Source organism: Tardiphaga sp. vice154 (assembly GCF_007018645.1).
In the GTDB taxonomy this organism is placed as follows: Bacteria; Pseudomonadota; Alphaproteobacteria; order Rhizobiales; family Xanthobacteraceae; genus Tardiphaga.
Genome location: NZ_CP041399.1, coordinates 5,479,576 through 5,500,940, shown reverse-complemented (window position 1 = coordinate 5,500,940; position 21,365 = coordinate 5,479,576). Strand labels below are relative to the sequence as shown.

The following is a 21,365-nucleotide window of genomic DNA, read 5'->3' as shown; positions in this document are numbered from 1 at the left end:
GATTGACCGGTGTCCCTTTCGGATAAAGAGCCGGCAACGTGCCAAGACGGGCGAGCTCAATAAGCCCACCATGGTTAAACTATTCCGTTATCAAGCGCATTGCAGACTCAAACCTAAGCTCGCCTCAATTTACCTGACTATGCTTAAAACGAAAAAGTTGCGCGAAGGCAACTTTCTCATTTCTAATACTCCGATTTGAGTTCTCGCGGAGCTTAAGCAGTACGGACTGTGTTCAGAAACCTACGCACTTCTAACTTCAGCCGGTTGCTGTCGCTCGACAGAGACCGAGCTGCGGATAGAACCTGAGACGATGCCGAACCAGTTTCACCTGCACCACGCTGGACATCCACGATATTCGATGAGACCTGTTGAGTACCCAGAGCGGCTTGCTGCACGTTGCGCGAAATCTCCTGTGTGGCCGCACCTTGCTCTTCCACGGCAGCGGCAATTGTCGAAGAAATCTCAGACAGCCTTTCGATGGTGCCGCTTATCTCCTTAATTGCCCCGACTGACTCCTGCGTCGCGGATTGAATGCCGCTAATTTGTTGGCCAATCTCGCCGGTCGCCTTCGCGGTCTGCTCCGCCAGCGCCTTTACTTCGGACGCCACCACCGCAAAGCCTCGACCTGCCTCCCCGGCACGAGCCGCCTCAATAGTGGCATTAAGCGCCAATAGATTGGTCTGCCCGGCAATGGTATTGATCAATTCAACCACGTCGCCGATTCGAGCCGCTGCCTTCGACAGTTCACTGACACGGTCGTTGGTTTTGCGGGCTTGATCGACTGCTTCACTGGCTATCCGCGCCGATTCCTGCACTTGCCGACTGATTTCATTGACGGAAGACGTCAGTTCCTCAGTAGCCGAGGCAACGGACTGCACATTGGTTGAAGCCTCCTCGGAGGCGGCTGCGACCATTATGGTCAATTCCTGAGCCCGTTCTGCGGTTGAAGTCAGCGTCCCCGCAGAGGCTTCGAGTTCGGTGGATGCCGAAGAAACCGTTTCAATAATTTTTCCGACCGCACCTTCAAAGTCGTCGGCGAGCTCAATCATTTGAGCTTTGCGCTGCTGGGCGAAAATCTCGCCCTGCTTGATTTTCGATTCAGCCTCGTCGCGAGCCTTCTCCGCGGCCTTGACCTTAAAATTCTCCACCGCAGCGGCCACGTCGCCGATCTCGTCCCCCCGCCCCAATCCGGGGAGAACCACATCGAATTTACCGTTTGCAAGTTCTTGCATGGACTTACTCAACAACTTCATCGGCTTGGCGATTGTCAACACCGAGAATACACAGGTGCAAATCAGCAGCATCGCTGCCGCGATACCAATAGCAAGCGACGTTCTCTCGGCTAAGGCCATCTCTTTCGCTGCTTTTGCAACCTCTTCTTCGACCTGGTGTTTTGCAGAATCAACAATTTTGTTGGCGAGCGATTCTAGCTCTGCAGCCATTGGCAACGTCACTTCTCGCGCAATGCGGATTGCTTCTTCATCAAGCTTCTCCATCTTCGCGGTCGCTTCGACGGGCAACCTGTCTTGGCCCGAGCGTTTTGTATCGATTTCAATGCGTTCACGGCGGTTAGCCGCGATCTGCTGCATTGCTTTTGCATAGTCCGCTGCAAGGTTCTCGATTTTAGTGATGCGCTCACGCGTTTCCGGAGAATGTGCTAATCTCAGCATCTCCTTGGTAAACCCATTCACCGATTTAAGGCGGGCCGCGATATAGTCAGTCGCCTTTTGCAGATCTGCCGGAACACTTGCCAGGCGAATATCACGTGCACCAGTTTGCATACCGCGGATCGATGCTTTTGCATCTAAAGCGTCTCGCACAATCGTCTGCTGGTCGTTCGCATTCTCGTTCGCTTTTGTAATTGCTGAGTTGCCTATGATCTGTGAGTAAATCATGCCCCCTATCAGGAGGACGCTTAACGTCCCGCTGGCAGCAAGTTTGGTGCCAATTCGCAAATTCTGGAAGAGCTTCACCACGTGGACACCTCAATTATTCTTGAAAATTGAAAACGCCTGAACTCGAATGAAAATGGACAGTTTTTGAAAGATAAGCGGCGGGATCCGATGGGGCGCTCTCGCTCCATCGTCGCCAGTTTCATCTGTCGCCTTCTTGGTTCGAAATGAACAATTCAGCTTAAAAAAACTCACATGTCAGCTTTAGAATAACGGTCCGCTTCGTTAGGAAAAATCGCTATATTTCAAAGCAAACCTCGCCGCGCACTTTTACGTAAGCGACAGATCCTTTATGTTTACTGAGTTATAGTTAAAAAAGTCCTTGCCCCCGGAGCGTCAAGGCTACTCGGACGCTGCACCGAAAGCGGCAGCGCTGTTGCTAATCGTCTCGACTTTATCGATTTTTGAAGATCCTTCTGGTGATGAATCACCGGAAACACTTCCATTAATGGTCATAGAGACGCATGTCAGTAGATTGGCGAGTTGTTGCCGGCTGCAGAATGGCTGCCGATGCTGCGCGAAAAGTGCGTGTTCGACCGCGGGGGAGAATTGCCTGGTGGGTGGCTAGCAAAGTGCATGCACGATCCAGCAACGATCCGCGCTAGCGCCGCGGTCTGTGCGCTCGACCATCAGGCGCGTTACCCCGTTATACATCCCTCAGGATGTAATGCTCGAATCAGATGATATTTCCGTTATCCAAATAGGCAAGAACTTAAAAGCAAGGCATCTCTCGTCTTGCCGCGACGGGGGGGCGGCAGACACATCACGAGACGCTGACGGCTGAAGGCGTTGACGAGATACCGTAGTTTTACGGCGTAGGAATTAAGGCGTTTCTCTTGTAACTAATTAGGAATGATCCGAACATCCACGACAGTGATATTTTGTTGTGCCGGCTGCAGCCTGATTTTCCAGGCGAAGCAAGGACCGTTCGTGGAATCCGCGTCTGGCGCGTTTAACTGCTCGGATTGCGGAAAACTCCTTTATAAGTGGTCAGCCAATTACCACTACACCTCATGGAAACGCTATATCCACTATTGGCAGTTAATGCCTTTGCATAAAGCAAGATGCGCTGACCAGCTATGGAGTAATCGTTGGCCGTACACGTCTTAACACGCATGACAATCTGGAATGCAAATGTCAGAGTTTACCGAAACCTTGGCGCTCAATTGTATCTTACATGCGTAACGCTCCATAATACCTGAGCAAATCATGAAAGCACCCATAACCAAGCGCTCAGTTCTTATCGGCAAAAAAAAGACTAGCGTGAGTCTCGAGCACGAATTCTGGGACGCTCTTAAAGAGATCGCAAAGGCAGACGGCCTGACCGCCAACGAACTAGTCTGCAAGATACACGGCGCGCTCGATAGGGGTAATCTTTCGTCGGCAATTCGCGTGTTTGTTCTATATTACTATAAGTTATCAGAACCGGTATTGCTCCAGGTTTTTAAGTAAGTCTGACTGAAATAGAAGCCGATCGGGAAGCGGCGATAATATATCTCTTCAGTGATTTGATGAGCTTCGGCACCTGTGGACTTCACCGCCGACCGACCCAGAAAAGCTGCGACGGCATCAATCGTAGCGGATTCTGACGCTACCTATTCAACGACTTGAAGCCCCCGGTCTAATCATGCGGAAAAAGTTTTACCGGTCGTGGACCGGGGAAGAAATTGCGCGACTGATCGCTGATCTTGACGACGTCAGCGCGGACGCTCAGCTCAGCGACCTGCGCACCGCGCCCATCCGAGAAGAGGATGCCCGCTGTCGATCTCTGCCTTCTTGACCCAGTCATGCCGCGTCTGCGGGGTGCAGCCAATCTTGGTTGCAATCGATGTCACTGCCGCCCAGCGGGACGAATGCTAGCTTGCGTGATCCAGAACCTTCCGAACCGTACGGGCTCGGACCTCGGGTGAAAACTCATTCGTCGCTTGCTTGTCATGGCTCCATCCTCTCAAAAGTCGGAGCCACCGACCGACCCGGGCCGGTTCAGTCGGCGAAGGTCCGCATCACCGACCGCGGTCCCTTCATCAAGGGCCGCTGCATCGTCCTCAGTCGGGCGGGGGCAAACGCGGTCGGGATGGGCGGCACTGCGTGGGTGAGGGTGGACTAGCCTCACCCACTCAGGTGAGGCGTGCCGCCGCACCTGAATAACGTTACAGAAAGTCACGCCATCCTTCGGTGTGGCGCGGCTTATTTACTTGAGAGAGGTATTAATCGCGCCAAATTTGGTGTTCAGTTTGCCGCCGATACCATTAACTACGGTAATGATGACCACCGAGATTCCCGCAGCGATTAGGCCATACTCGATGGCGGTCGCGCCAGACTCGTCACGTAAAAATGCACGGACCATATTCATATTGAGACCCTGCCTCAAGAAAGTTGTTGGTATATTTATCCGCGAGGCGAAATTGGGCGAGCTGGGCTGGCATTTTGCCGCAGCATTGGAAATGAGAAGCCCGCCGGTGAGAAGTCGGCGGGCTCTCTGGTTTGCGGTGTGAGTAGGAGCTCCGCCTAATCAAGATGGCACTCACCTCTTAAAAGTTCTCAAAGAAGTGTCACCGCAAACGCGTAGGCTTCCTCGCCAACGCGATGGTATTGCCACGTCAACATTGGGTACAGCCTATTACGTTTTAGCCACCCGTATTCCAATGCCGGCTTCGAGCCGACAACCGCTTCCACGTTGTCGTGGCGGTAGAGCACTTAGCTTGCGGCTTTCATTTGCTCAATTTTGTTTTGCGTCTCGCCGACCAATCCTGCGATTTCGGTGGACAGTCCGGCGGATCGTTGCGCCAGCGCCTTCACTTCCGTGGCGACGACGGCAAAGCCCTGACCCGCTTCGCCGGCACGCGCGGCTTCGATCGTCGCGTTGAGCGCCAGCAGATTGGTCTGACCGGAAACGCCGGAAATGCTCTGCGCGGTTTTGTTGATCTGATCAAGCACCGACCGCATCATCGCATCGGTGGCGTCGATCGCGCGGCGCCGTGCCGTCACGTCCGTCGCGTAGATGACCGTGCGGCGCAAACCGCCTTCGGCGTCACGCAGGGGCTGCACCGTCGCACTGAGATGACAAGCGCCTGACGGACCTGCGATCTCGATCTCCTTCACCATACCGCGGCCTTGCGCCAGTTGTTCCTGCTCGCTCGGGCTGAAGATCTTGTCATAAGTCAACGCAGCGTGCGATGCGGCTTGAGCGTTGTCGATCGCCAGTCGCTCCGATGCTAGTGCGTTCAGCCAGGTTGGTATCTTGTGTTCATTCCATTCGATAACGAGGCTGGTTTGCTCGATCGCGTTCAGACGCGCACGCGAATCCAACGCCTGAATTTTTGTCTTATCGATATTGACCTGGACCGAGACGAACCGCTGTAGCTTGCGATCTGGGCCGTGAATGGGATTGATCGACAAGGAAATCCAGTACGGCTCGCCTTTACTGTCGTAGTTAAGGATTTCTTCGTAAAACGGCTGTTGTGCGTGCAGCCGTTCGCGAATTCTTTTCACAGTTTCAGGGTTGGTATGCCTGCCCTGCAGTAGTGCGCCCGGTTTTTTTCCCATTACATCAGCTTCTGAATATCCTGTCAGCTTCAAGAATCCAGGATTAACGTATTCGATCAGACCTGTTGCATCTGTAATGACGACGCTGTTGTCGGTGCCGTCGGCAACCAGCGAAAGCAGGTTGAACTTCTCGGCGCGCGCGACCTCTTGCGTGATGTCGGTGGCGAATTTGACCACTTTGAACGGCCGGCCTTCGCTGTCGAAAATTGGATTGTACGACGCTTCGATCCAGACTTCGCGGCCGCCTTTGGCAACTCTACGATACCGTGCCGACTCGTGTTCGCCGCGGTTGAGCTTGGCCCAAAAGGCTTTATATGCGGGTTGCGCGCGTTCGATGGGATCGACAAACAACTCGTGGTGTCGGCCCTTGATTTCCTCGAGCTGGTAACCCATCGTCGACAAGAAATTCGAATTGGCCGTGATGATGGTGCCGTCGAGGTTAAACTCGATTACAGCCTGGGCTTTGTTGATTGCGTCAAGCTGACCCGACACGTCGGCATTGTGTAGTTTCGTAGCGGTGATGTCGGTGGCGAACTTGACCACCTTGAACGGCTTGCCGCTGTCATCGTAGATCGGGTTGTAGGTGGCTTCGATCCAGACCTTCTTGCCGTTCTTGGCGATGCGCTTGAACTGCCCAGATTGGAATTGACCGGCGCTCAGTTTTTTCCAGAATGCGACATAGGCTGGACTGTCCCGGTCGACCGCATCGACAAAGATACGGTGATGCTTGCCCTGAATTTCGCTGAGTTCGTAACCCAGAGCATCCAGAAAATTCGTATTCGCCTTGATGATTGTGCCGTCGAGTTCGAATTCGATGACAGCTTGTGACTTTCCGATTGCTGAGATCTGCCCTCTGGAATCTGACATCTGACGTTTCGCAGCAGTGATGTCGGCAGCAAATTTTACGATTTTGGACACCCGACCACCCAGGCCTTTGACCGGATTATATTGCCCGTGCAGCCATACATCGTTCCCCGCTTTGTCGATGCGGCGTATCTCGCCCTGGAAATGCTCGCCAGCAGCGAGCTTGCTCCAGAATTTCTTGTAGGAATCACCGTTGCGCTCGTCGACGGGCACAAAGATGCTGTGATGTTTGCCGACAATCTCGCTGCGGGTGTAGCCGACCGTTTTCAGAAAATTGTCATTGGCATCCAAAATCCGCCCGTCGGGCCTGAACTCGATACGGGCCATGGAAATGTCGAGGGCCCTAAGGGTCGCAGCTGCAGTCAACTCGAACATGAAATAGCTTTCCGAGATAAGTCCCGACGAAGAATAATGTTAGAAAAAAACAGAAAGGAGTTAAGTTATCGTTCGATCAAATGTACGATGGTCATAACTTAAAGTGATCTTTCGGTTCCCTCCGGTGAGGGTGGTCTTGTCTCGGTTTGGTGCTGCTGTTGATCTAGCGGCGATCGGTCGAGACTAGCGCAGTCGTTCCTGAACTGACCTGCCCCTCCCAGTTTCCTCTAGTTGAAGTTAGAGTCCGGCCCTATCTGCTCTGAGACCGAAGTTTGGACCACCGGCAATTAGAGTTTTCCGGCTTTGTCATGATGGCGGGCTGGTTGCGCCGTCACGATTGAGCAACGAAATCGGGGTCTTCTGCCCGATTGCCCCATGGGGGCGTTCTTCGTTGTAGTATCTGCGCCAATCCTCCAATTTTGTCCGGGCGTCGTCAAGGGTAAGGAACCAATGAGTGTTCAGACACTCTGCGCGGAAGCGCCCGTTGAAGGCTTCGATGAACGCGTTGTCGGTCGGCTTGCCAGGCCGGCTGAAGTCCAGCGTGACGCCATTGACGTAGGCCCACAGATCGAGGTCACGGGAGATAAACTCCGAGCCCTGGTCGCAACGGATGGTCTTTGGATAGCCGGCCACTGAGCAGATTTCCTGCAGCTTCTGAACGACGTTCTCGGCCCGGTAACTGAAGCGCGGATCAAGGGCCGGCACATAGCGCGAGAAAAGATCGACGATCGTCAGCACACGAATTTTATTGCCGGTGGCCAGCTGATCATGAACAAAATCCATCGCCCAGGTTTCGTTCGGCTGGGTGGCAGCTTTGCGATCGTCCCGCAGCTTGGCCTTGATCCGTCGTTTCGGCGTTTTGTTGCGCAATTGCAGGCCTAATTCGCGATAGATGCGCCGTGTCTTGTTCTGGCCGAGTTGCCATCCCTCACGCCGCAGCAGCACATGAACACGCCGGTAGCCGAAGCGTACCCGGGTCTGGCAGATCTCTCGGATTCTCGCCTCGAGACTGGCCTGTTCGGGTCGCCGCGATTTGTAGTGATAGGTTGAGGTGTCGACCTCGAATACCCGGCAGGCGCGCCGGATCGAGATGCCCCATTCACCACAGATCCCGTCGACGAGCTTGCGCTGACGAACAGGCCTCAAATTTTTCGGCGGATGACGTCCTGCAGCATCTCCTTGTCCAGCGAAAGGTCGGCCACAATCCGCTTCAGCTTGGCGTTCTCGTCCTCGAGTTGCTTCAACCGCCGCATCTCGGTCGGCAGCAAGCCGTCGTATTTCTTCTTCCAGTTGAAATAGGTCGCCGCGCTGATCCCCGCCTTCCGGCAGATGTCCGCCACCGGCATGCCATCAGCGCCTTGCTTCAAAATGAACGACTTCTGGGCCTCCGAAAACTTCGATGCCTTCATTGTTCTCCGCTCCTTCCAGCCCGGGAAGTCTAGCGGAAAACTCTAGCCATAAGTGGTCCAGTTTGGCGGCCTCAGATCATCTGAAGGACGGAGATGAAGCGAGCCAGGTTTACGGAAGAACAGATTATCGGTGTTTTGCGCGAGCATGAGGCGGGGGCGAAGGCCGCCGATCTGGCCCGCAAGGACGGCGTCTCGGAAGCAACGTTGTATAATTGGAACGCCAAGTTCGGCGGGATGGACGTCTCGGAAGCGAAGCGGCTGCGGCAGCTCGTGGATGAGAACGCCAAGCTGAAGAAGCTGCTGGCTGAGCAGATGCCGAATGCTGCGGCGTTGCGCGAGCTTCTGTCAAAAAAATGGTAGGGCCCGCCGCCCGGCGCGAGGTTGTCGCGCACCTGTAGGCCGAACTGGGCCGGTCGGAACAGCGGGCCTGCTCGATCGTCTGTGCTGACTGCAAGATGATCCGCTACCGGTCGTGCCGGGCTCCGGACACCGAACTGCGCGATTAACTGCGAGAACTCGCCAACGCCCGCCGCCGTGCCGTTGGCACAAGAGCGCCGATCCTGGTCGAGGCTCTACCGAATGCCTGCTGGTCGCTGGATTTTGTCCATGACCAGTTCGCCAATGGCCGCCGCTTCCGGATTCTGAATATCGTCAATTACGTTACCCGGGAATGCCTGGCGGCAATCCCCGACACTCGATCTCGGGGCGGCGGGGTGGCGCGCGAACTGACGGCGTTGATCGAGCGCCGCGGCAAGCCCGGCCTGATCGTCTCGGACAACTGCACTGAGTTCACCTGCAACGCCATGCTGATCTGGTCGGAGCAATACCAGATCGCCTGGCACGTCATCGCGCCGGGTAAACCCATGCAGAACGGCTTCTGTGAAAGCTTCAATGGCCGGATGCGCGACGAGCTTCTCAACGAAACCCTGTTCTTCGGGCTGGACCACGCCCGCGCCAAAATCGCTACCTGGGTCGACGACTACAACAGCCAACGGTCGCATTCCTCGCTGGGCTACCTGACGCCTGCGAGCTATGCCGCTAACCTCACCCGCAACGTGCGATCGGCTCCGCACCCCCGACCAGCTCCGCCGATCGCATGTTGCTCAGACAGCCACCGGGCAAGTTGCAATAGGACGATGATCCTGACATTGACGGCATCGCTCCCTATATTCTTTTGGATGGCATCCAAGAGGTCGGCATCGCGTGGATGCTAGGCGGCTCAGCCCGCCGCCGCCGTGATACGGTCGCCGGCCGACCTCGCGCTCAGGCCGGCAGATCCCTGACCGGGGGCTGGTGTGAGCGGGCGGGCTGACCGGCACTGGTTGCGACCTGCATCCTTGGCATTGTAAAGCGCTGCATCAGCTGCTGCGATCAACTCCGCCGGCTGCAAATTGCAAGCCGGCACGACCGCAGCAATGCCGATACTGACGGTGATATGGGCTCCGTCGAGGGAGATGGCCTGGACCGCGCATCTGATCCGTTCCGCCACCATCTGCGCACTTTCGATAGTCTCCTCGGGCAGAATGACTGCAAACTCCTCACCGCCATATCGCGCCGCGCAATCAGCCGCGCGCTGCACCTCGTGACGGATCGTCGTGGCAATTTGCGTGAGCGCCCTGTCGCCACCCTGATGACCGTAGGTGTCGTTGAAAATCTTGAAATAATCAACGTCGATGAGCAGTAGTGCCAGCGAGGTCTTGTTGCGCTGGCTGCGCAGCCACTCGCTTTGCAAGATATCGTCGAACTGTCGGCGGTTGGCGAGGCCGGTGAGGCCATCCGTAATTGAGAGCAATGCAAAGCGGTGTTCGTCGGCGCTGCGCTTCCTCATCTCGCGCGCGAGCAGGATGGATGCACCTGCCGCAAAAATGGCAAGCACCGCCATGGCGCTCAAGATCCAAGCCGCGTCGGACTGCCAAGGGTCATAGATGCTGGCTAGAGACTTGCCGAGCAGCGTCACCAGCGGCCCGCCACCGTCGCGCCACACGAACTGCCGGGGAATTCCGTCGACCGCACCGGGAGCTTCCAGCCAGCCTGTTTGCTCGCTGCGGATGCGCTCGATGCCGACGACGCCGCGCAAGTCCCGGCCAACCATGGCGATGTCGAACGGGCTGCGCATCACCACGAACCCATCCCTATGGATGAGCGTCAACGAGTCTTCCGGGCCTAGTTTTACGCGGCGGAACAGGTCGTGAAAGTAGCTGAGCCGGATCGACCCGACGACGACGCCGCCGAATGCTCCATCGGTTCCGGATACACGACGGCTGAGATAGACCGCCATTTCCCCTTTGGCATCGGCGGCCGGGTGGCTGACGAAAAGTCCTCCATTCTCGTCTGTACGATGTACCTGGAAATATTCGCGATTGACCGCTCTGTCAGGCGCGGGCTCCAGCGCGGATGAATCGATCATAAGATGCCCCGCGGCGTCGAACACTTTGAGCGGACCGAAATGTTTCGCGGTGGCTGCCTGGTCGAACAGGATCAGGTGCCGGATCGCCGGGCTGAGCTCGCCAATTTCCGGTATCATGATGTTAGCCACCACGGCGCGCAACGAGATATCGTAGACGTCGATATTCCGCCTGATATCTGCATCTAAGGTGGAGGCGAGATTCTCGCTGCTCTGGCGCGCGAGCTCCCATGCGGCCTTCCGCATATGCAGCAGTACATTCACGGAGATGGCAGAAAAGCCCACGACGACGGCGAGCATCGCTGTGACGATGAGGGTGGTTGTCCCGCGCCGAGGCGCGGACTTTTGGGTTTTGGCTAAAGGAAACATTGCCGAGGGAACTTTTCTTTAATGCAGAGCGATCAAATAAGGATCTGATCCGCAGAGTGCCGGATTGAATAAAATATTGCCGGCTTTTTCGTTTACGTACAATTACGGATCGACACCTGTGTTGTCATAAACAAGACAGCACAATCGGGCTCCGACAGGAAAAGGCCAATGGAGGCTGTTGCGGTGCTGTATAAGCGTCGTCCTGGTCCCACCTTCCGCTTGACGTGCTGATCTGCGATGTTTTGATTCCTTCGAACCGCAAGGCTTAGAATGGACAGAGTAGATAGTGCTATCACCAAGCTGGTTCGGCGGCTGGAGGTGTTCACCGGTGAGGACGCCGGCAGACATGGAGCGGCGAGGACAAGGTGCGGGTCGTCGCGGAGATCGAAGCGAGTGGCGACTTTGTTTCTGGATTGGCACGGCGGCACGGATTGTCGCCGCAGCAATTATTTGGCTGGCGCCGGCGAGTCAGGGAAGAAGGTCAATCCGAAAAAGATATCATGCCTCGACCTTGAGCAGCTTGTCGACCGCGGCAAGCAATTCGGAATTGTCGAACGGTTTTGCCAGTGTCGAGTCGGCCTTGCTGCGTGCCAGCATGAAAGCCTCATCGGAGGAAACTTGGCTTCCGCCGCCGGAGATCGCCAGCACCCTCGGCCGTTTCGGCTGCTGTTCCAGGAACAGGATCACTTCCATGCCATCATGGTTCGGCATCAGCATGTCGGTTATCACGAGATCAAATTGATCGCTCTTGAGCAGCTGCAGACCGATGCCACCGTCATCGGCTTCGGTGACTTTATGCCCGGCGCGCTTCAATACGGCTGAGACCGTGCGGCGCACGCCCGCCATGTCGTCAATCAAAAGAATTCTTGCCATGGCTTTTCCTTTTCAGTGGGTGCCGGTGATGGGGATATAAAGCGTGAAGGTACTGCCGACGTCGACAGTGCTATCGACCGATAGCGCGCCATTCCAATCGCGAAGCACACCGTAGACCAGTGACAGCCCGAGGCCGGTGCCTTGGCCTATCGGCTTGGTGGTGAAGAACGGTTCCAGAATTCTTGCTTTGGTAATCGCGTCCATGCCATGGCCAGTGTCGGAGACGGCAACCCTGAAATATGCCCCAGCCTGGATCCCTAACGGCATCACCGTGCCTTCGGGCAGTTCCAGGCGATCCGCCGTGATCGAAAGCCTCCCGTTGCCTTCCATTGCATGGGCGGCGTTTATTGCAAGATTGGTGAAGACTTCAACCAGCTCGGCTTCGTTGATCGTCGCAAGCCCGCAGACTCCGGTTTGGATGACCAAATCCACCCGAATTCCGGCCGGAAGCAGCTTGGCGACAAACTTGCACGCGCGTTCCACAACCGGGCGAAAATCCAATTGCATTCGCTCTGGATGGGACTTGCGGGAAAACATCAAAATCTTGCGTACGATGCTTCGCATCTGTGCGCCACAGTCCAGAATTGTGGTCAGGTTTTCCCTGGTCTCCAACTGCTCGGTCGAACCCTCGATCGGTTGCGAATCCAGTTCCAGCTGAGCAAGGCCGATGATAGGCTGCAGAAGATTATTCAGCTCGTGCGCTACCCCACCGGCAACGCGGCCCACCGCCGCGAGCTTCTCCTGCGCTTGGTCAGCCTCATCGCGCTTGCGCGATTCCGATTCGGCAAGCCGGCGCTCGGTGCAATCCCGCACAATGGCGCCGGATGCGTTGCGGCCGTGCATGTCGATCCAATCGGCATGGGAAATTTCGATCGGAAAGCTCGTCCCATCCTTGCGCCACCCGATTCCGGCGCCCGGGCTAGTGGTAATGTCCAGGTCGATATCCCGGTCGTCCGACATCAGGGTTTTCAGGTTCCGGCCGACGCATTCACCAGGCTCGAACCCGAACATAGCCTCAGCGGCGCGGTTCAGGCTTGCGATACAGCCATCCGGATCCGTGGTGACCACCGCATTGCCCGTTGCGTTCAGCAGGGCTTCCAGCCGCGCACCCTCACCCTGGAGGGTGCGCGTGGCGCGGCGTCCTTCGGACACTTCCTCGTACATCTCGCCCAGCGCTGCGCGGACTTCCAGTTCATGGACTACCTGTTCGGCGAGCGCCGTCAGAACCGCGGCTTCGCGCGCATTCAATTGCCTTGGCGCTCGGTCGATCGCGCAGATTGTGCCGAGCGAAAAACCATCGGGCGTCACCAGCGGCGCGCCTGCATAAAATCGAATATGCGGATCACCGGTGACCAGCGCATTGCTGCGAAATCTCGGGTCCTGCGCGGCGTCAGGGACAACCATCACGTCGCTGCCACGAATAGCATGGTCGCAGAACGCGAGCGTGCGAGGCGTTTCCGGCACGTCCAATCCGTATCTGGATTTGAACCATTGCCGATCCGCGTCGATCAACGAAATCAGCGCGATGGGAACATCGAGTAGGAGCGCGGCGAGCCGGACGATGCGATCGAAAGCAGGCTCGTGCGGAGTATCCAGGATCTGATAGCGATCGAGCACCGTGCGCCGCTCAAGTTCGTCAGGCGCTGCGATCTCGTGCTGCAGCTTCGTTTGCGATGCCATACTCATGCCGCGGCTGCGAGGCGAGCCATGGCGCTTTCCATGAAGCTCAGATGCGCGTGATTGAGCAGAAGCTGAATCTGGCAGCCGTCGGCAATGCGATCGACGAAGCGGCCCTCTAGCGAACGTCCGAGCGAATCGATGCGCACCTCCAGCAAGGTTCCCGCGGCGACATGCAACGGACCGTCGAAAAGCACCATGCCGGGCGAAACCCTCAGCACCCGGCCTGCGACGCTTTTCCCGCCCGACAGGGCCGTGGCGGAAAGATTGACATCGAGCTGAGTCAATTGCCGGTCTTCACCGAGATCGCGAAGCGAATCCAGGAAATCCGTCACCTCCGCGCTCAGCGTTGCGGCATCCGCCGACAGCGCTGACGACGTATGCTTCACCTCGGCGGCATTGCCGCTGGTGTCGTCGACCGCGCCGCGCACCTGCCCCATGCTGCGCGTCACGCTGGCCGCGTTGGCCGTCACGTATTCGATGCTCCGCGCGATTTCCTGGGTTTCCGTGCTCTGCTGTTCGACCGCCGTGGCGATCGCCACCGCCGTTTCGTTGACGCCGCGGACTGTTCCAGAAATCCCCTGGATTGCCTCGGCGGCATCGGTAGTGGCGGCCTGAATCGAAGCGACCTGGCTTGCAATGTCGCTGGTCGCCTGCGCGGTCTGTTGGGCCAGCGCCTTAACCTCGCCGGCAACGACAGCGAAGCCTCGTCCGGCTTCGCCGGCGCGGGCAGCCTCGATCGTCGCGTTGAGCGCCAGCAGGTTGGTCTGGGCGGCGATGCTGTTAATCAGTTTCACGACATTGCCGATCTCATCAGCCGCCTGTCGCAATTGATCAACCTTCGCTACGACATCCTCGGCCTGCTGCATCGCAATACCGGAGCCGCGAGCGGACTCGGTGGACTGTCGGCCGATCTCTCCGATCGATGCCGACAGCTGCTGCGATGCCGCCGCTACGGTCTGGATCGCCAGCGAGGTTTGCTCGACCTCGCTCAGTACCTGCGTCGCCTGGCTACCGGTCGTCTGCGCGGCGCTTTCCAGCGACGTCGCCGTGCGTGACATATCGGCGGAGGCGCCGGATAGCGAATTGAAGGAGCCGCTCATGCTGCGCCCGAAGAAGCCGATCAGCTGGCTGATCTCCTCCTGCCGAACCTTCGACGCAGCCCGGTCTGCGGCCTGCAACTTCTCCAGCCGGTCTTTCTCGATTGCATTATGCTTGAAGACGACCAGCGCCGCCATGATCTCGCCGATCTCATCAGCGCGTCGCGGCACCGGCGTCTCGGCACCAAGGTCGCCCTGCGCCAGGCGATTCATGGTGACAATGCTCACCTTTAACGGACCCACCACGCTTCTGCGTGCGACGAGATAGCTGACGATCACCACGATCGAGATTACCGCCGCGATCGAGTAGATGATCGTCCAGAACGTCTCATCGGCGGCCTTCAGGAATTCGGCCTTTTTTATTCCGACGTAAAGAATGCCTAGCAACTCGCCATTTTGACCGAAGATCGGGTCATAGGCTGTCATGTAAGGTTCATCGAGAATTTGGACCTCGCCGCGATAAGATGCCTTTCGATCGAAAATCGCGCTGTAGGCATCGCTGCGCGCAAGTTGTGTCCCCACCGCGCGCATGCCATCCGGCTTCAGCACATTGGTCGCTATTCTCTGATCATTCATGAAGACAGTACAGCTGCCTCCGACTAAGTCCTTGACCTTGTCGACTATGGAAATGTCGCCGTTCAGTACGTGCCCGTCAGCCATTAGCTTGCCGTCGACGAGGCTGAAATTCTTTCCGTTGGACCGGAGTACCTCCCATGCAACGCGCATGTTGGCGTCGACCCGCTCCCTAGCTGTAGCGATAGCGCCGCGTTTGAGAAAATATCCGGAAACGCTTATTACGCAGACACCCAGCAATAGGATGCCGGACACCGACAGAATTACGATCCGCGGGACCAAGCCTAATGTCGGGTTAAAACGACTTCTATCCGCCAACATATTCGAGTCCCTGATTGGTCGCTGCGCCGAAGCGGAACGTAGATAATCGCATTACGGACGCTGCGGCTCGGCGGGGCTGATATTAGACGAATTTCGTTAAGAATCTTTGCTCTCCCGTAATCCTACTGAGTTCTGAATGCCTCCTAAGTACTCGACCGAGGTTTGTGAGAGCTGATTCGATAAGCCAAGGTTCGAGCGCCATGCGCGCTGTGGTACAATACGGATCGAGTTGGCTCCAATTATTCTCGTAGGACAATCTAATTTTCAAAATCGTAATGCGTTACAAACGTGGGTCGACCCAAACAATTCTTTCAATTGATCGTAACTGTAACGTGCTCAGGTGCGCGCGTTCCGAATGCCGTCATGAGATTGAAATGTCACACAGAGGCTCCGCTGTCATGGCAGATATAATTGCATTATTTACGCTGGCATATTGCGTTGCATACTTTGTCTTATGCACGATGCTGTTGCAAATATCTGGGCGCCCTAGGGCTACGTCGTACGCAGGACGAGTACAAGATGCGAACGTCCCTTGATGCAATAGAGGCGATTAGTATCAAGGGATCGCGCACTCAGCCGACACCAAAAATTTTGCGCGTGTCGCGAGCGGAAATATGTCGCCAAGAGAAAATGCTGTCGTATTCGTGAAAGCCGAAAGCCGAAAGCGGAATAGGGGCCTGGAGGCCATATTGGCAGCTAGAGCGGCGTTCCTCATTGGCAGCTAGAGCGGCGTTCCTCTGGCCTTGTTGGGGCGCACGGGGGGCGGCGGTCTGAGAGGGGCCTTCCTGGCCGATGGAGGCCGTAGGCCCGCCTGGAGCCGTGACAGTGCAGCCATGCGTCAGACCGGGCAGCGAAGCTCCTCCGAGGAGGAATGGGCCCGACTTGGCCTCCGAACGCTACCCAGCCCGGTTTGACCGTGGCCGTGGATAGGAACCGTAACCTCCGAAAAGGCGGCCCACGGGGGACCATCCGCGGAGCCGTTTAGCGATGGTCCTTGGTGAGCGCTGATCTACTCCCAAGCACGCTGATTTGCGCGGAGAAGGTTCGACCCCAGGTCCTCTCCCTCCGCCACCGACGTTGCGCTCCCAGGGCCGTCCGCCGCCAAAGTCTCCAAATTTCCCAATAAAAACAGTCTTCCTTGGAATTAGTGCCGTACGAGAGAACAGCCGATTTGGGAGATTTGAGGCTGGAGACTGGGTTTTTCTCCAAAGCTTCGTACTGCGGCGATTTAGTACGGTTTTCAAAGGCAGCCATTTAAGGTGGTTGAAGCTGCAGTCTCGCTAACGGTTCGAATCCCTGTCGGACAAGCAAAGCTCGGTACGCTCCAGATTCGGGGGGCGATCCTACATCGCCAGGCGTGCAGCGCAGCCGTCGCGCTGACTTCATGTGCCGGGGCGAACCACTTAAGCGCGGTTTGCGGATCATCGTTAGGTCGCCGCCCAGCAAGACTGTACCCCGTCGAGCAGGGCCAGAATCCTGTCCTTGTCGGTGTCCTCATACTTCAGTTGGCGCAGCAGATAGCAGTACGCGCATGCGGCTAGTTCGCGCCGGCCAGTAGTCAGGCTGTCCGACCACGTCCTGCAGGCCCGGATGAACTCCGGCATAGGGCAATCGGCGAGATAAGTATCGAGGTCATGCCATTTGCGACAGGCCTCGGCCGAGGGCCAAGCCGCGCCCAGCGTAGGGTTGTCTTGAAGGACTGAGCTTAGTTCCAGCGATACCGGATCGTAGGCGGCGGATCCGGGTCCGACGTCGCCATAATCGATAACCAGCACCTTTCCATCCAGCGCAACGAGGATGTTCTCGCCGTGCAAGTCGCCATGCACACAGCACCAACGGGCCTGGATCTCGCGGCTCTCGAACTCTGCCGCCCAGGTGAGCCCGTAGTCCGCGTGAAGCTTCGCGGCCCATTCATCCGACAACCATGACCGGCGGATCGAGGCGATCGTCCGCGGTTCTTCGTTTCTCCCCTTCGACCAGCCTGCAAGAGCCTCCGCCGTGGCCGCGACTGCTTTCGCCGCCAACGCGTCGTCGATGGCCATGGTAGCAAACATCGAAGCGTCATGACCGCTTGCCAGCTGGTAAAAGATGCCCGCCGTCGCGCCCGCACCGAACTCCAACAGCTTCATCTTACGAGGGGTCGCCCAGCCGTCGAGCAGCACAATGTGCGCGTCGTGTCGCTTCTCCTCGTCGATCATCTTGGGCAGTTCGCCGAGCTTCGCAACGACCTCCCGAATCAGCGCGCCGGTCCGGTCGAACATCTGAAGCCGCAACGTGCGCGCCCCCGATTTTCCTGCCCCGATCGCGTAAGCAGCGCAACGGCGGGCGTTGAAGTGCTTGGCGAAGATCCGAACCAGGCGGTCTTCAGGCATGCTCAGGTTCAGGCCGTTGAACTGCAGCTCAACGTCGGACAAGGCACGGATCGCGCCGATGACCTTGCTGATTTTCTCCGGTGCCTGATCGATCTGGATCTTCTTCAAGAACTCGACGGTGTGGACCTTGTCACCTTCGCTCCAGATATCCGCATCGTGCTTCTGCTCCATCAGAGGCGCAATAAAATCCTCCGACGGCGACCCGGTGAGCACCAAAATCTTCGTGCCGGGCGACAACTTGCGGAGGTGATGGAACACATACTTGCCGTGCTCGGGATCGAGATCGGTCGTGCCCTTCGCAGTAGGAATTTTCAGGTCCAGGATCGCGAAATCAAAGAACCCGGTTTGGAGGTGTGCAACCGCGTCATCGCGATTGGTCACGAAAGTCGGGAACGTTGGACCGCCGGATTCGCCGATGATCCGCTGAAGCTCTGCGATATAGTCGTCGTCGTCCTCGACGACCAGAATATGCGCCGTCACTTGCGCCACCGCGCGGTGTAGAGGGCGCCTCCATGCTTCGCCGGTGCCAGCGAGAGCGAACCGATCATGGTTTCCACCGCTTGCCGAGCGATGGCCAAGCCGAAGCCAATGTGATTCCTCTTCGTCGAGTTGCCGATCTCGAAGGCAGTCTCAATCGGTCCCTTGATGCCGCCCCCGTGGTCCACCACCGCCAGCCAATAGTCGACGTCGGTGTCGCCCCAGCTGATGGTCAGGTCATGAGGGTTCGGTTGGGCTGATGCCGCCTGCTGGGCCTCGACCGCGTTGCGGATGCCGTTCACTACCACCATCCGGACGAGCGATGGATCGCTCTTAATTACGAAGGGGCGCGAACCGATCGTGGAGATCCATTCCCGGACCTCAGGGCTATAGACATCCAACAGTTCGTCCACCAGCGCCGACAGGTCGAACTCCTGGGGGCGAGGCACGCTGGCGGCATTCTTCAACCGCTCGATCGCATCGAAGACGCGCGCGACCGACTCTAGATGTCGCTGTGTGCCAGAACCATCCCAGGACTCGCCAAGCTCACGCTTTGCCGCCAGCCGGACCAGACCGATCGGCGACGAAATCTCGTGTAGAAGGAACCCGGTGATCCACTCCATTGCCTTGCCGTAGATTTGCTTACGTACATCGTCCGACACGATATCGGCTTTATCCGTTGATGGCTCTGGCGCTTGTTCGTGTGCTAGTCGCCGAATCGTCTCCTGTAGGGCATAATTGACGTAGGTAACCGTCTCTTCCCGCTGTGCCTTATGAAGGCGGGGGAGATCACCCCGACGTCCTACATCACCAAGGATGCGGGCAGCTTGCCCGCGCACATGCGCGGACGATGCCTGCAAATTGTTCAGCGCGTCCTCCCGGGTCATGCCAGACCTTGCGTTCCGTAGAAGTGGGCGCGCTGGCGGAAGGCGGCCGCACCGCCTTCCATCACCGAGGTGATCGCGTGAACTACCGGCGCGTCCGTCAATGCGCCATAGGCGATGGGGAAGCCGCGACGGCCATCGGAGCCGAGATGAACGACGAAGTCGGCCAAACCTAGGACCGGGATGTTGGCATTGTGCGTTGAGAAGAGCAGCTGGCCATTCACCGGACGCGCCAAGATTGATTTGATCAGCGTTTCGGCGATGAAGGCGTTGTCGATGTGGTCCTCGGGTTGGTCCACAATCAGCAGCCGCTCCATGTGGCGTAGCACTAGCGGAAGAATAACGGTGCAGCGCTGGCCGGTCGAAAGCTCGGCGATGTCCTTATAATCCGGGCCATCCATAAGCGAGAAGGTGACGTAGTCCTCGACCGGCACTGTCGCGATCCCGCCCAGGTCCGCATCCTTCAGCGCGACGACGACCTTGGCCGCCCGGTCCATGGTCATTGAACCCCGGGCCGCGATCAGTTCGAAATCATGATTGTCCACGGCCTCGAGCAATTCACGAGGGCTGATCCGCGGCGCCAGCGCGGCAATCAGATCGCTGTACCGCAGGCCGCTGCCACGCAGGGCCTCGGTAAGGATGCTGGCAAAGGCCTCCGATTGGCCGCCGCGCATCACGCCGATTCGAATGCGGGGGCCGAGCACTAGGTTGAGGCGCGCGGCAGCTCCCCGGCGTGCCTCAAACCGGGCAGATCGCATGGCTTCTAGTGAATCCAGCGCCTGATCGCGGCGCGCAATGACAGCTTGGAAACTGGCGATCCGCGACTGCCTGACAGCCATCAGCGATTCCAGATGCGCCTTGCGCTCCCGTAGCAATTGGCCGCGACGGACGATTTCTCCAGCACCAGTTTGAAGCGCTTCGATCTCGCGGCGCAAATTCCGCGCCTGATCCTCGAAGCTCATCTTCTCTAGCGCGACGTGGCTGCCCAGCGTGACGGTTTCCGCCTCGACCGCACTCAGCTCCTGGAGGGCGTAACGGAGATGGTCGTGGGCTTTGCCAACCCGCGTGCGCAGCTCTCCAAGAGGATCGCCGCCGGTGTTGGCAGGCCATGCCTCATAGGACATCTCGCCGCTGCCGCCTAACGACGAGCGCCATCGCGCAACTTCGTTGCCAAACCGCTGGATCGCTTCAGTCGCGACGCCCTTCAAGGCGATGGTGTTGCTGAGCACGGCCAGCTGGGCGCTCTTCGCGCTTGTGTCAGCCGACAGCGCCGCCAGCTGCTCCTCCTGCGGCGCGACCTGATTGATCTGCTCCAAAATTGACGGCATCTCCGCCAGCTGCTGGTCCAGCTGATCGATGTCCGCGCGGATGGTGTTCGCTTCGGACGTCAGCGAGCGGACGGAGGCGACGGCCTCGGCCTCCGTGGACAGGGCTGAGCGCTGATCGCCGATGAAGCCATCCAGCAGCCGCAGACGTCCACCCGACTGGAGGCCGACGGTCTCGATCTCCGTTTGCGACAGCACGATCGGTACCAGGAATGGCCCCGACGCGCGCGGGGCAGGATCGTTTGCTGACCGCGAAACGCTGATCCGGCGGCCGTCTTCGTACAAGGTCAGTGTGACCTGTCCCGACCCCAGCACCGACAGCGCATGCTCGCGGCTGCGCTTCGTCGCTTCCGGCGTGTAGCCTTCAACGCCGAGGCAGAACCGGATCAGTTCAATCAGGGTGGTCTTACCGGTGCCTCGCGCGCCGATGACCACGTTCAGACCGGGCCGTAGCCAAACGTCAAAGCCGTTGAGGAACCCCTCCTCAATCTGAATTCGCTCAACGATCATCCTGTCCCCACCGACCAAGTGCTCTCGCAATTCGATAACCGCCACGTTTCGACGTGCTGGCGGTCTGCTTCTACCCGAACTTTGCGCTAACGTGTGAACCTACCGAGATGGCGTCGCGCCGCAAGAGGGAGATGCGCCCCGCAACCCTGTCCCCGCAAGCGAACGTCTTTGTTTGTTCCGGCGCCAACGGCCTGAAGGCTGCCAGTCCGGGCCCCTGGGGAAGTTCTCTCGGTAACGGCCCCTCACGCACATCTCGAAGCCGCCATGGCCGAGCGCTCGGGGTAACGACTGAGAGTTTCGATAAATTCCATAATATTCGATCGGCGCGCAGTGT

General features: G+C 57.8%; 13 protein-coding genes and 3 pseudogenes. 3 read left to right on the top strand and 13 right to left on the bottom strand.

Annotation, left to right across the window (positions count from 1 at the left end):
* Nucleotides 1–212: 212 nt before the first annotated feature.
* A complete protein-coding gene (locus FIU28_RS25730) occupies nt 213–1,976 on the bottom strand; it encodes a methyl-accepting chemotaxis protein (RefSeq protein WP_246660820.1) in 1,764 nt (587 codons plus the stop codon).
* Nucleotides 1,977–3,161: 1,185 nt separating this feature from the next.
* On the opposite strand from FIU28_RS25730, the gene FIU28_RS25725 reads away from it, so the two are divergent.
* Nucleotides 3,162–3,404 (top strand): ribbon-helix-helix domain-containing protein, encoded by a 243-nt coding sequence (locus FIU28_RS25725; protein WP_143575885.1) that lies wholly within the window; start codon nt 3,162–3,164, stop codon nt 3,402–3,404.
* A 302-nt stretch (nt 3,405–3,706) separates the two neighbouring features.
* Here FIU28_RS25725 and FIU28_RS27115 read toward each other — a convergent pair.
* The 5 genes and pseudogenes from FIU28_RS27115 to FIU28_RS27410 form a co-directional block, all read right to left on the bottom strand.
* Nucleotides 3,707–3,904 (bottom strand): annotated as a pseudogene (locus FIU28_RS27115) (hypothetical protein); the annotation flags it as partial.
* Nucleotides 3,905–4,143: 239 nt separating this feature from the next.
* Complete coding sequence (locus FIU28_RS25720; RefSeq protein ID WP_143575884.1) at nt 4,144–4,305, bottom strand: Flp family type IVb pilin; 162 nt, start codon at nt 4,303–4,305, stop codon at nt 4,144–4,146.
* 344 nt (nt 4,306–4,649) lie between these two features.
* Nucleotides 4,650–6,737, bottom strand: coding sequence for a PAS domain S-box protein (locus FIU28_RS25715; RefSeq protein WP_143575883.1), 2,088 nt, complete (start codon nt 6,735–6,737; stop codon nt 4,650–4,652).
* A 306-nt stretch (nt 6,738–7,043) separates the two neighbouring features.
* Nucleotides 7,044–8,015 carry an IS3 family transposase gene (locus tag FIU28_RS25710; protein WP_246660979.1) on the bottom strand — a complete coding sequence of 324 codons (972 nt, stop codon included), beginning with the start codon at nt 8,013–8,015 and terminating at the stop codon, nt 7,044–7,046.
* Nucleotides 7,997–8,146 (bottom strand): annotated as a pseudogene (locus FIU28_RS27410) (transposase); the annotation flags it as partial. The pseudogene FIU28_RS27410 and the gene FIU28_RS25710, both read right to left, overlap by 19 nt.
* Before the next feature lie 93 nt (nt 8,147–8,239).
* On the opposite strand from FIU28_RS27410, the pseudogene FIU28_RS25705 reads away from it, so the two are divergent.
* Nucleotides 8,240–9,360 (top strand): annotated as a pseudogene (locus FIU28_RS25705) (integrase core domain-containing protein).
* Between the two features lie 5 nt (nt 9,361–9,365).
* On the opposite strand, the gene FIU28_RS25700 reads toward FIU28_RS25705, so the two are convergent.
* On the bottom strand, nt 9,366–10,850 hold the full coding sequence (locus FIU28_RS25700) for a GGDEF domain-containing protein (protein WP_246660819.1): 1,485 nt from the start codon (nt 10,848–10,850) through the stop codon (nt 9,366–9,368).
* Nucleotides 10,851–11,284: 434 nt separating this feature from the next.
* On the opposite strand from FIU28_RS25700, the gene FIU28_RS27100 reads away from it, so the two are divergent.
* Entirely contained in the window at nt 11,285–11,434 is a 150-nt protein-coding gene (locus FIU28_RS27100; RefSeq protein ID WP_246660818.1) for a transposase, read from the top strand.
* Here the strand turns inward: FIU28_RS27100 and FIU28_RS25690 are convergent.
* The 6 genes from FIU28_RS25690 to FIU28_RS25665 all read right to left on the bottom strand — a co-directional run bounded on the left by FIU28_RS25690 (nt 11,418) and on the right by FIU28_RS25665 (nt 21,031).
* A complete protein-coding gene (locus FIU28_RS25690) occupies nt 11,418–11,792 on the bottom strand; it encodes a response regulator (RefSeq protein ID WP_143575881.1) in 375 nt (124 codons plus the stop codon). The genes FIU28_RS27100 and FIU28_RS25690 overlap by 17 nt on opposite strands.
* A 12-nt stretch (nt 11,793–11,804) precedes the next feature.
* On the bottom strand, nt 11,805–13,478 hold the full coding sequence (locus FIU28_RS25685) for a GAF domain-containing protein (protein ID WP_143575880.1): 1,674 nt from the start codon (nt 13,476–13,478) through the stop codon (nt 11,805–11,807).
* On the bottom strand, nt 13,475–15,424 hold the full coding sequence (locus tag FIU28_RS25680; RefSeq protein ID WP_246660817.1) for a methyl-accepting chemotaxis protein: 1,950 nt from the start codon (nt 15,422–15,424) through the stop codon (nt 13,475–13,477). The genes FIU28_RS25685 and FIU28_RS25680 overlap by 4 nt, the downstream gene beginning before the upstream one ends.
* Nucleotides 15,425–16,890: 1,466 nt before the next feature.
* Nucleotides 16,891–18,315 carry a phosphotransferase gene (locus FIU28_RS25675; protein ID WP_246660816.1) on the bottom strand — a complete coding sequence of 475 codons (1,425 nt, stop codon included), beginning with the start codon at nt 18,313–18,315 and terminating at the stop codon, nt 16,891–16,893.
* Nucleotides 18,312–19,199, bottom strand: coding sequence for a sensor histidine kinase (locus tag FIU28_RS25670; RefSeq protein WP_143575877.1), 888 nt, complete (start codon nt 19,197–19,199; stop codon nt 18,312–18,314). Before FIU28_RS25670 ends, FIU28_RS25675 begins: the two co-directional genes overlap by 4 nt.
* Nucleotides 19,196–21,031 (bottom strand): AAA family ATPase, encoded by a 1,836-nt coding sequence (locus tag FIU28_RS25665; RefSeq protein WP_143575876.1) that lies wholly within the window; start codon nt 21,029–21,031, stop codon nt 19,196–19,198. The genes FIU28_RS25670 and FIU28_RS25665 overlap by 4 nt, the downstream gene beginning before the upstream one ends.
* Nucleotides 21,032–21,365: the final 334 nt, after the last annotated feature.

Coding starts and splice junctions, on each gene's coding strand:
- FIU28_RS25685 (WP_143575880.1), bottom strand. CDS start 13,478: ATGAGTATGGCATCGCAAACGAAGCTGCAGCACGAGATCGCAGCGCCT.
- FIU28_RS25665 (WP_143575876.1), bottom strand. CDS start 21,031: ATGATCGTTGAGCGAATTCAGATTGAGGAGGGGTTCCTCAACGGCTTT.
- FIU28_RS25700 (WP_246660819.1), bottom strand. CDS start 10,850: ATGCTCGCCGTCGTCGTGGGCTTTTCTGCCATCTCCGTGAATGTACTG.
- FIU28_RS25690 (WP_143575881.1), bottom strand. CDS start 11,792: ATGGCAAGAATTCTTTTGATTGACGACATGGCGGGCGTGCGCCGCACG.
- FIU28_RS25720 (WP_143575884.1), bottom strand. CDS start 4,305: ATGAATATGGTCCGTGCATTTTTACGTGACGAGTCTGGCGCGACCGCC.
- FIU28_RS25715 (WP_143575883.1), bottom strand. CDS start 6,737: ATGTTCGAGTTGACTGCAGCTGCGACCCTTAGGGCCCTCGACATTTCC.
- FIU28_RS25670 (WP_143575877.1), bottom strand. CDS start 19,199: ATGACCCGGGAGGACGCGCTGAACAATTTGCAGGCATCGTCCGCGCAT.
- FIU28_RS25725 (WP_143575885.1), top strand. CDS start 3,162: ATGAAAGCACCCATAACCAAGCGCTCAGTTCTTATCGGCAAAAAAAAG.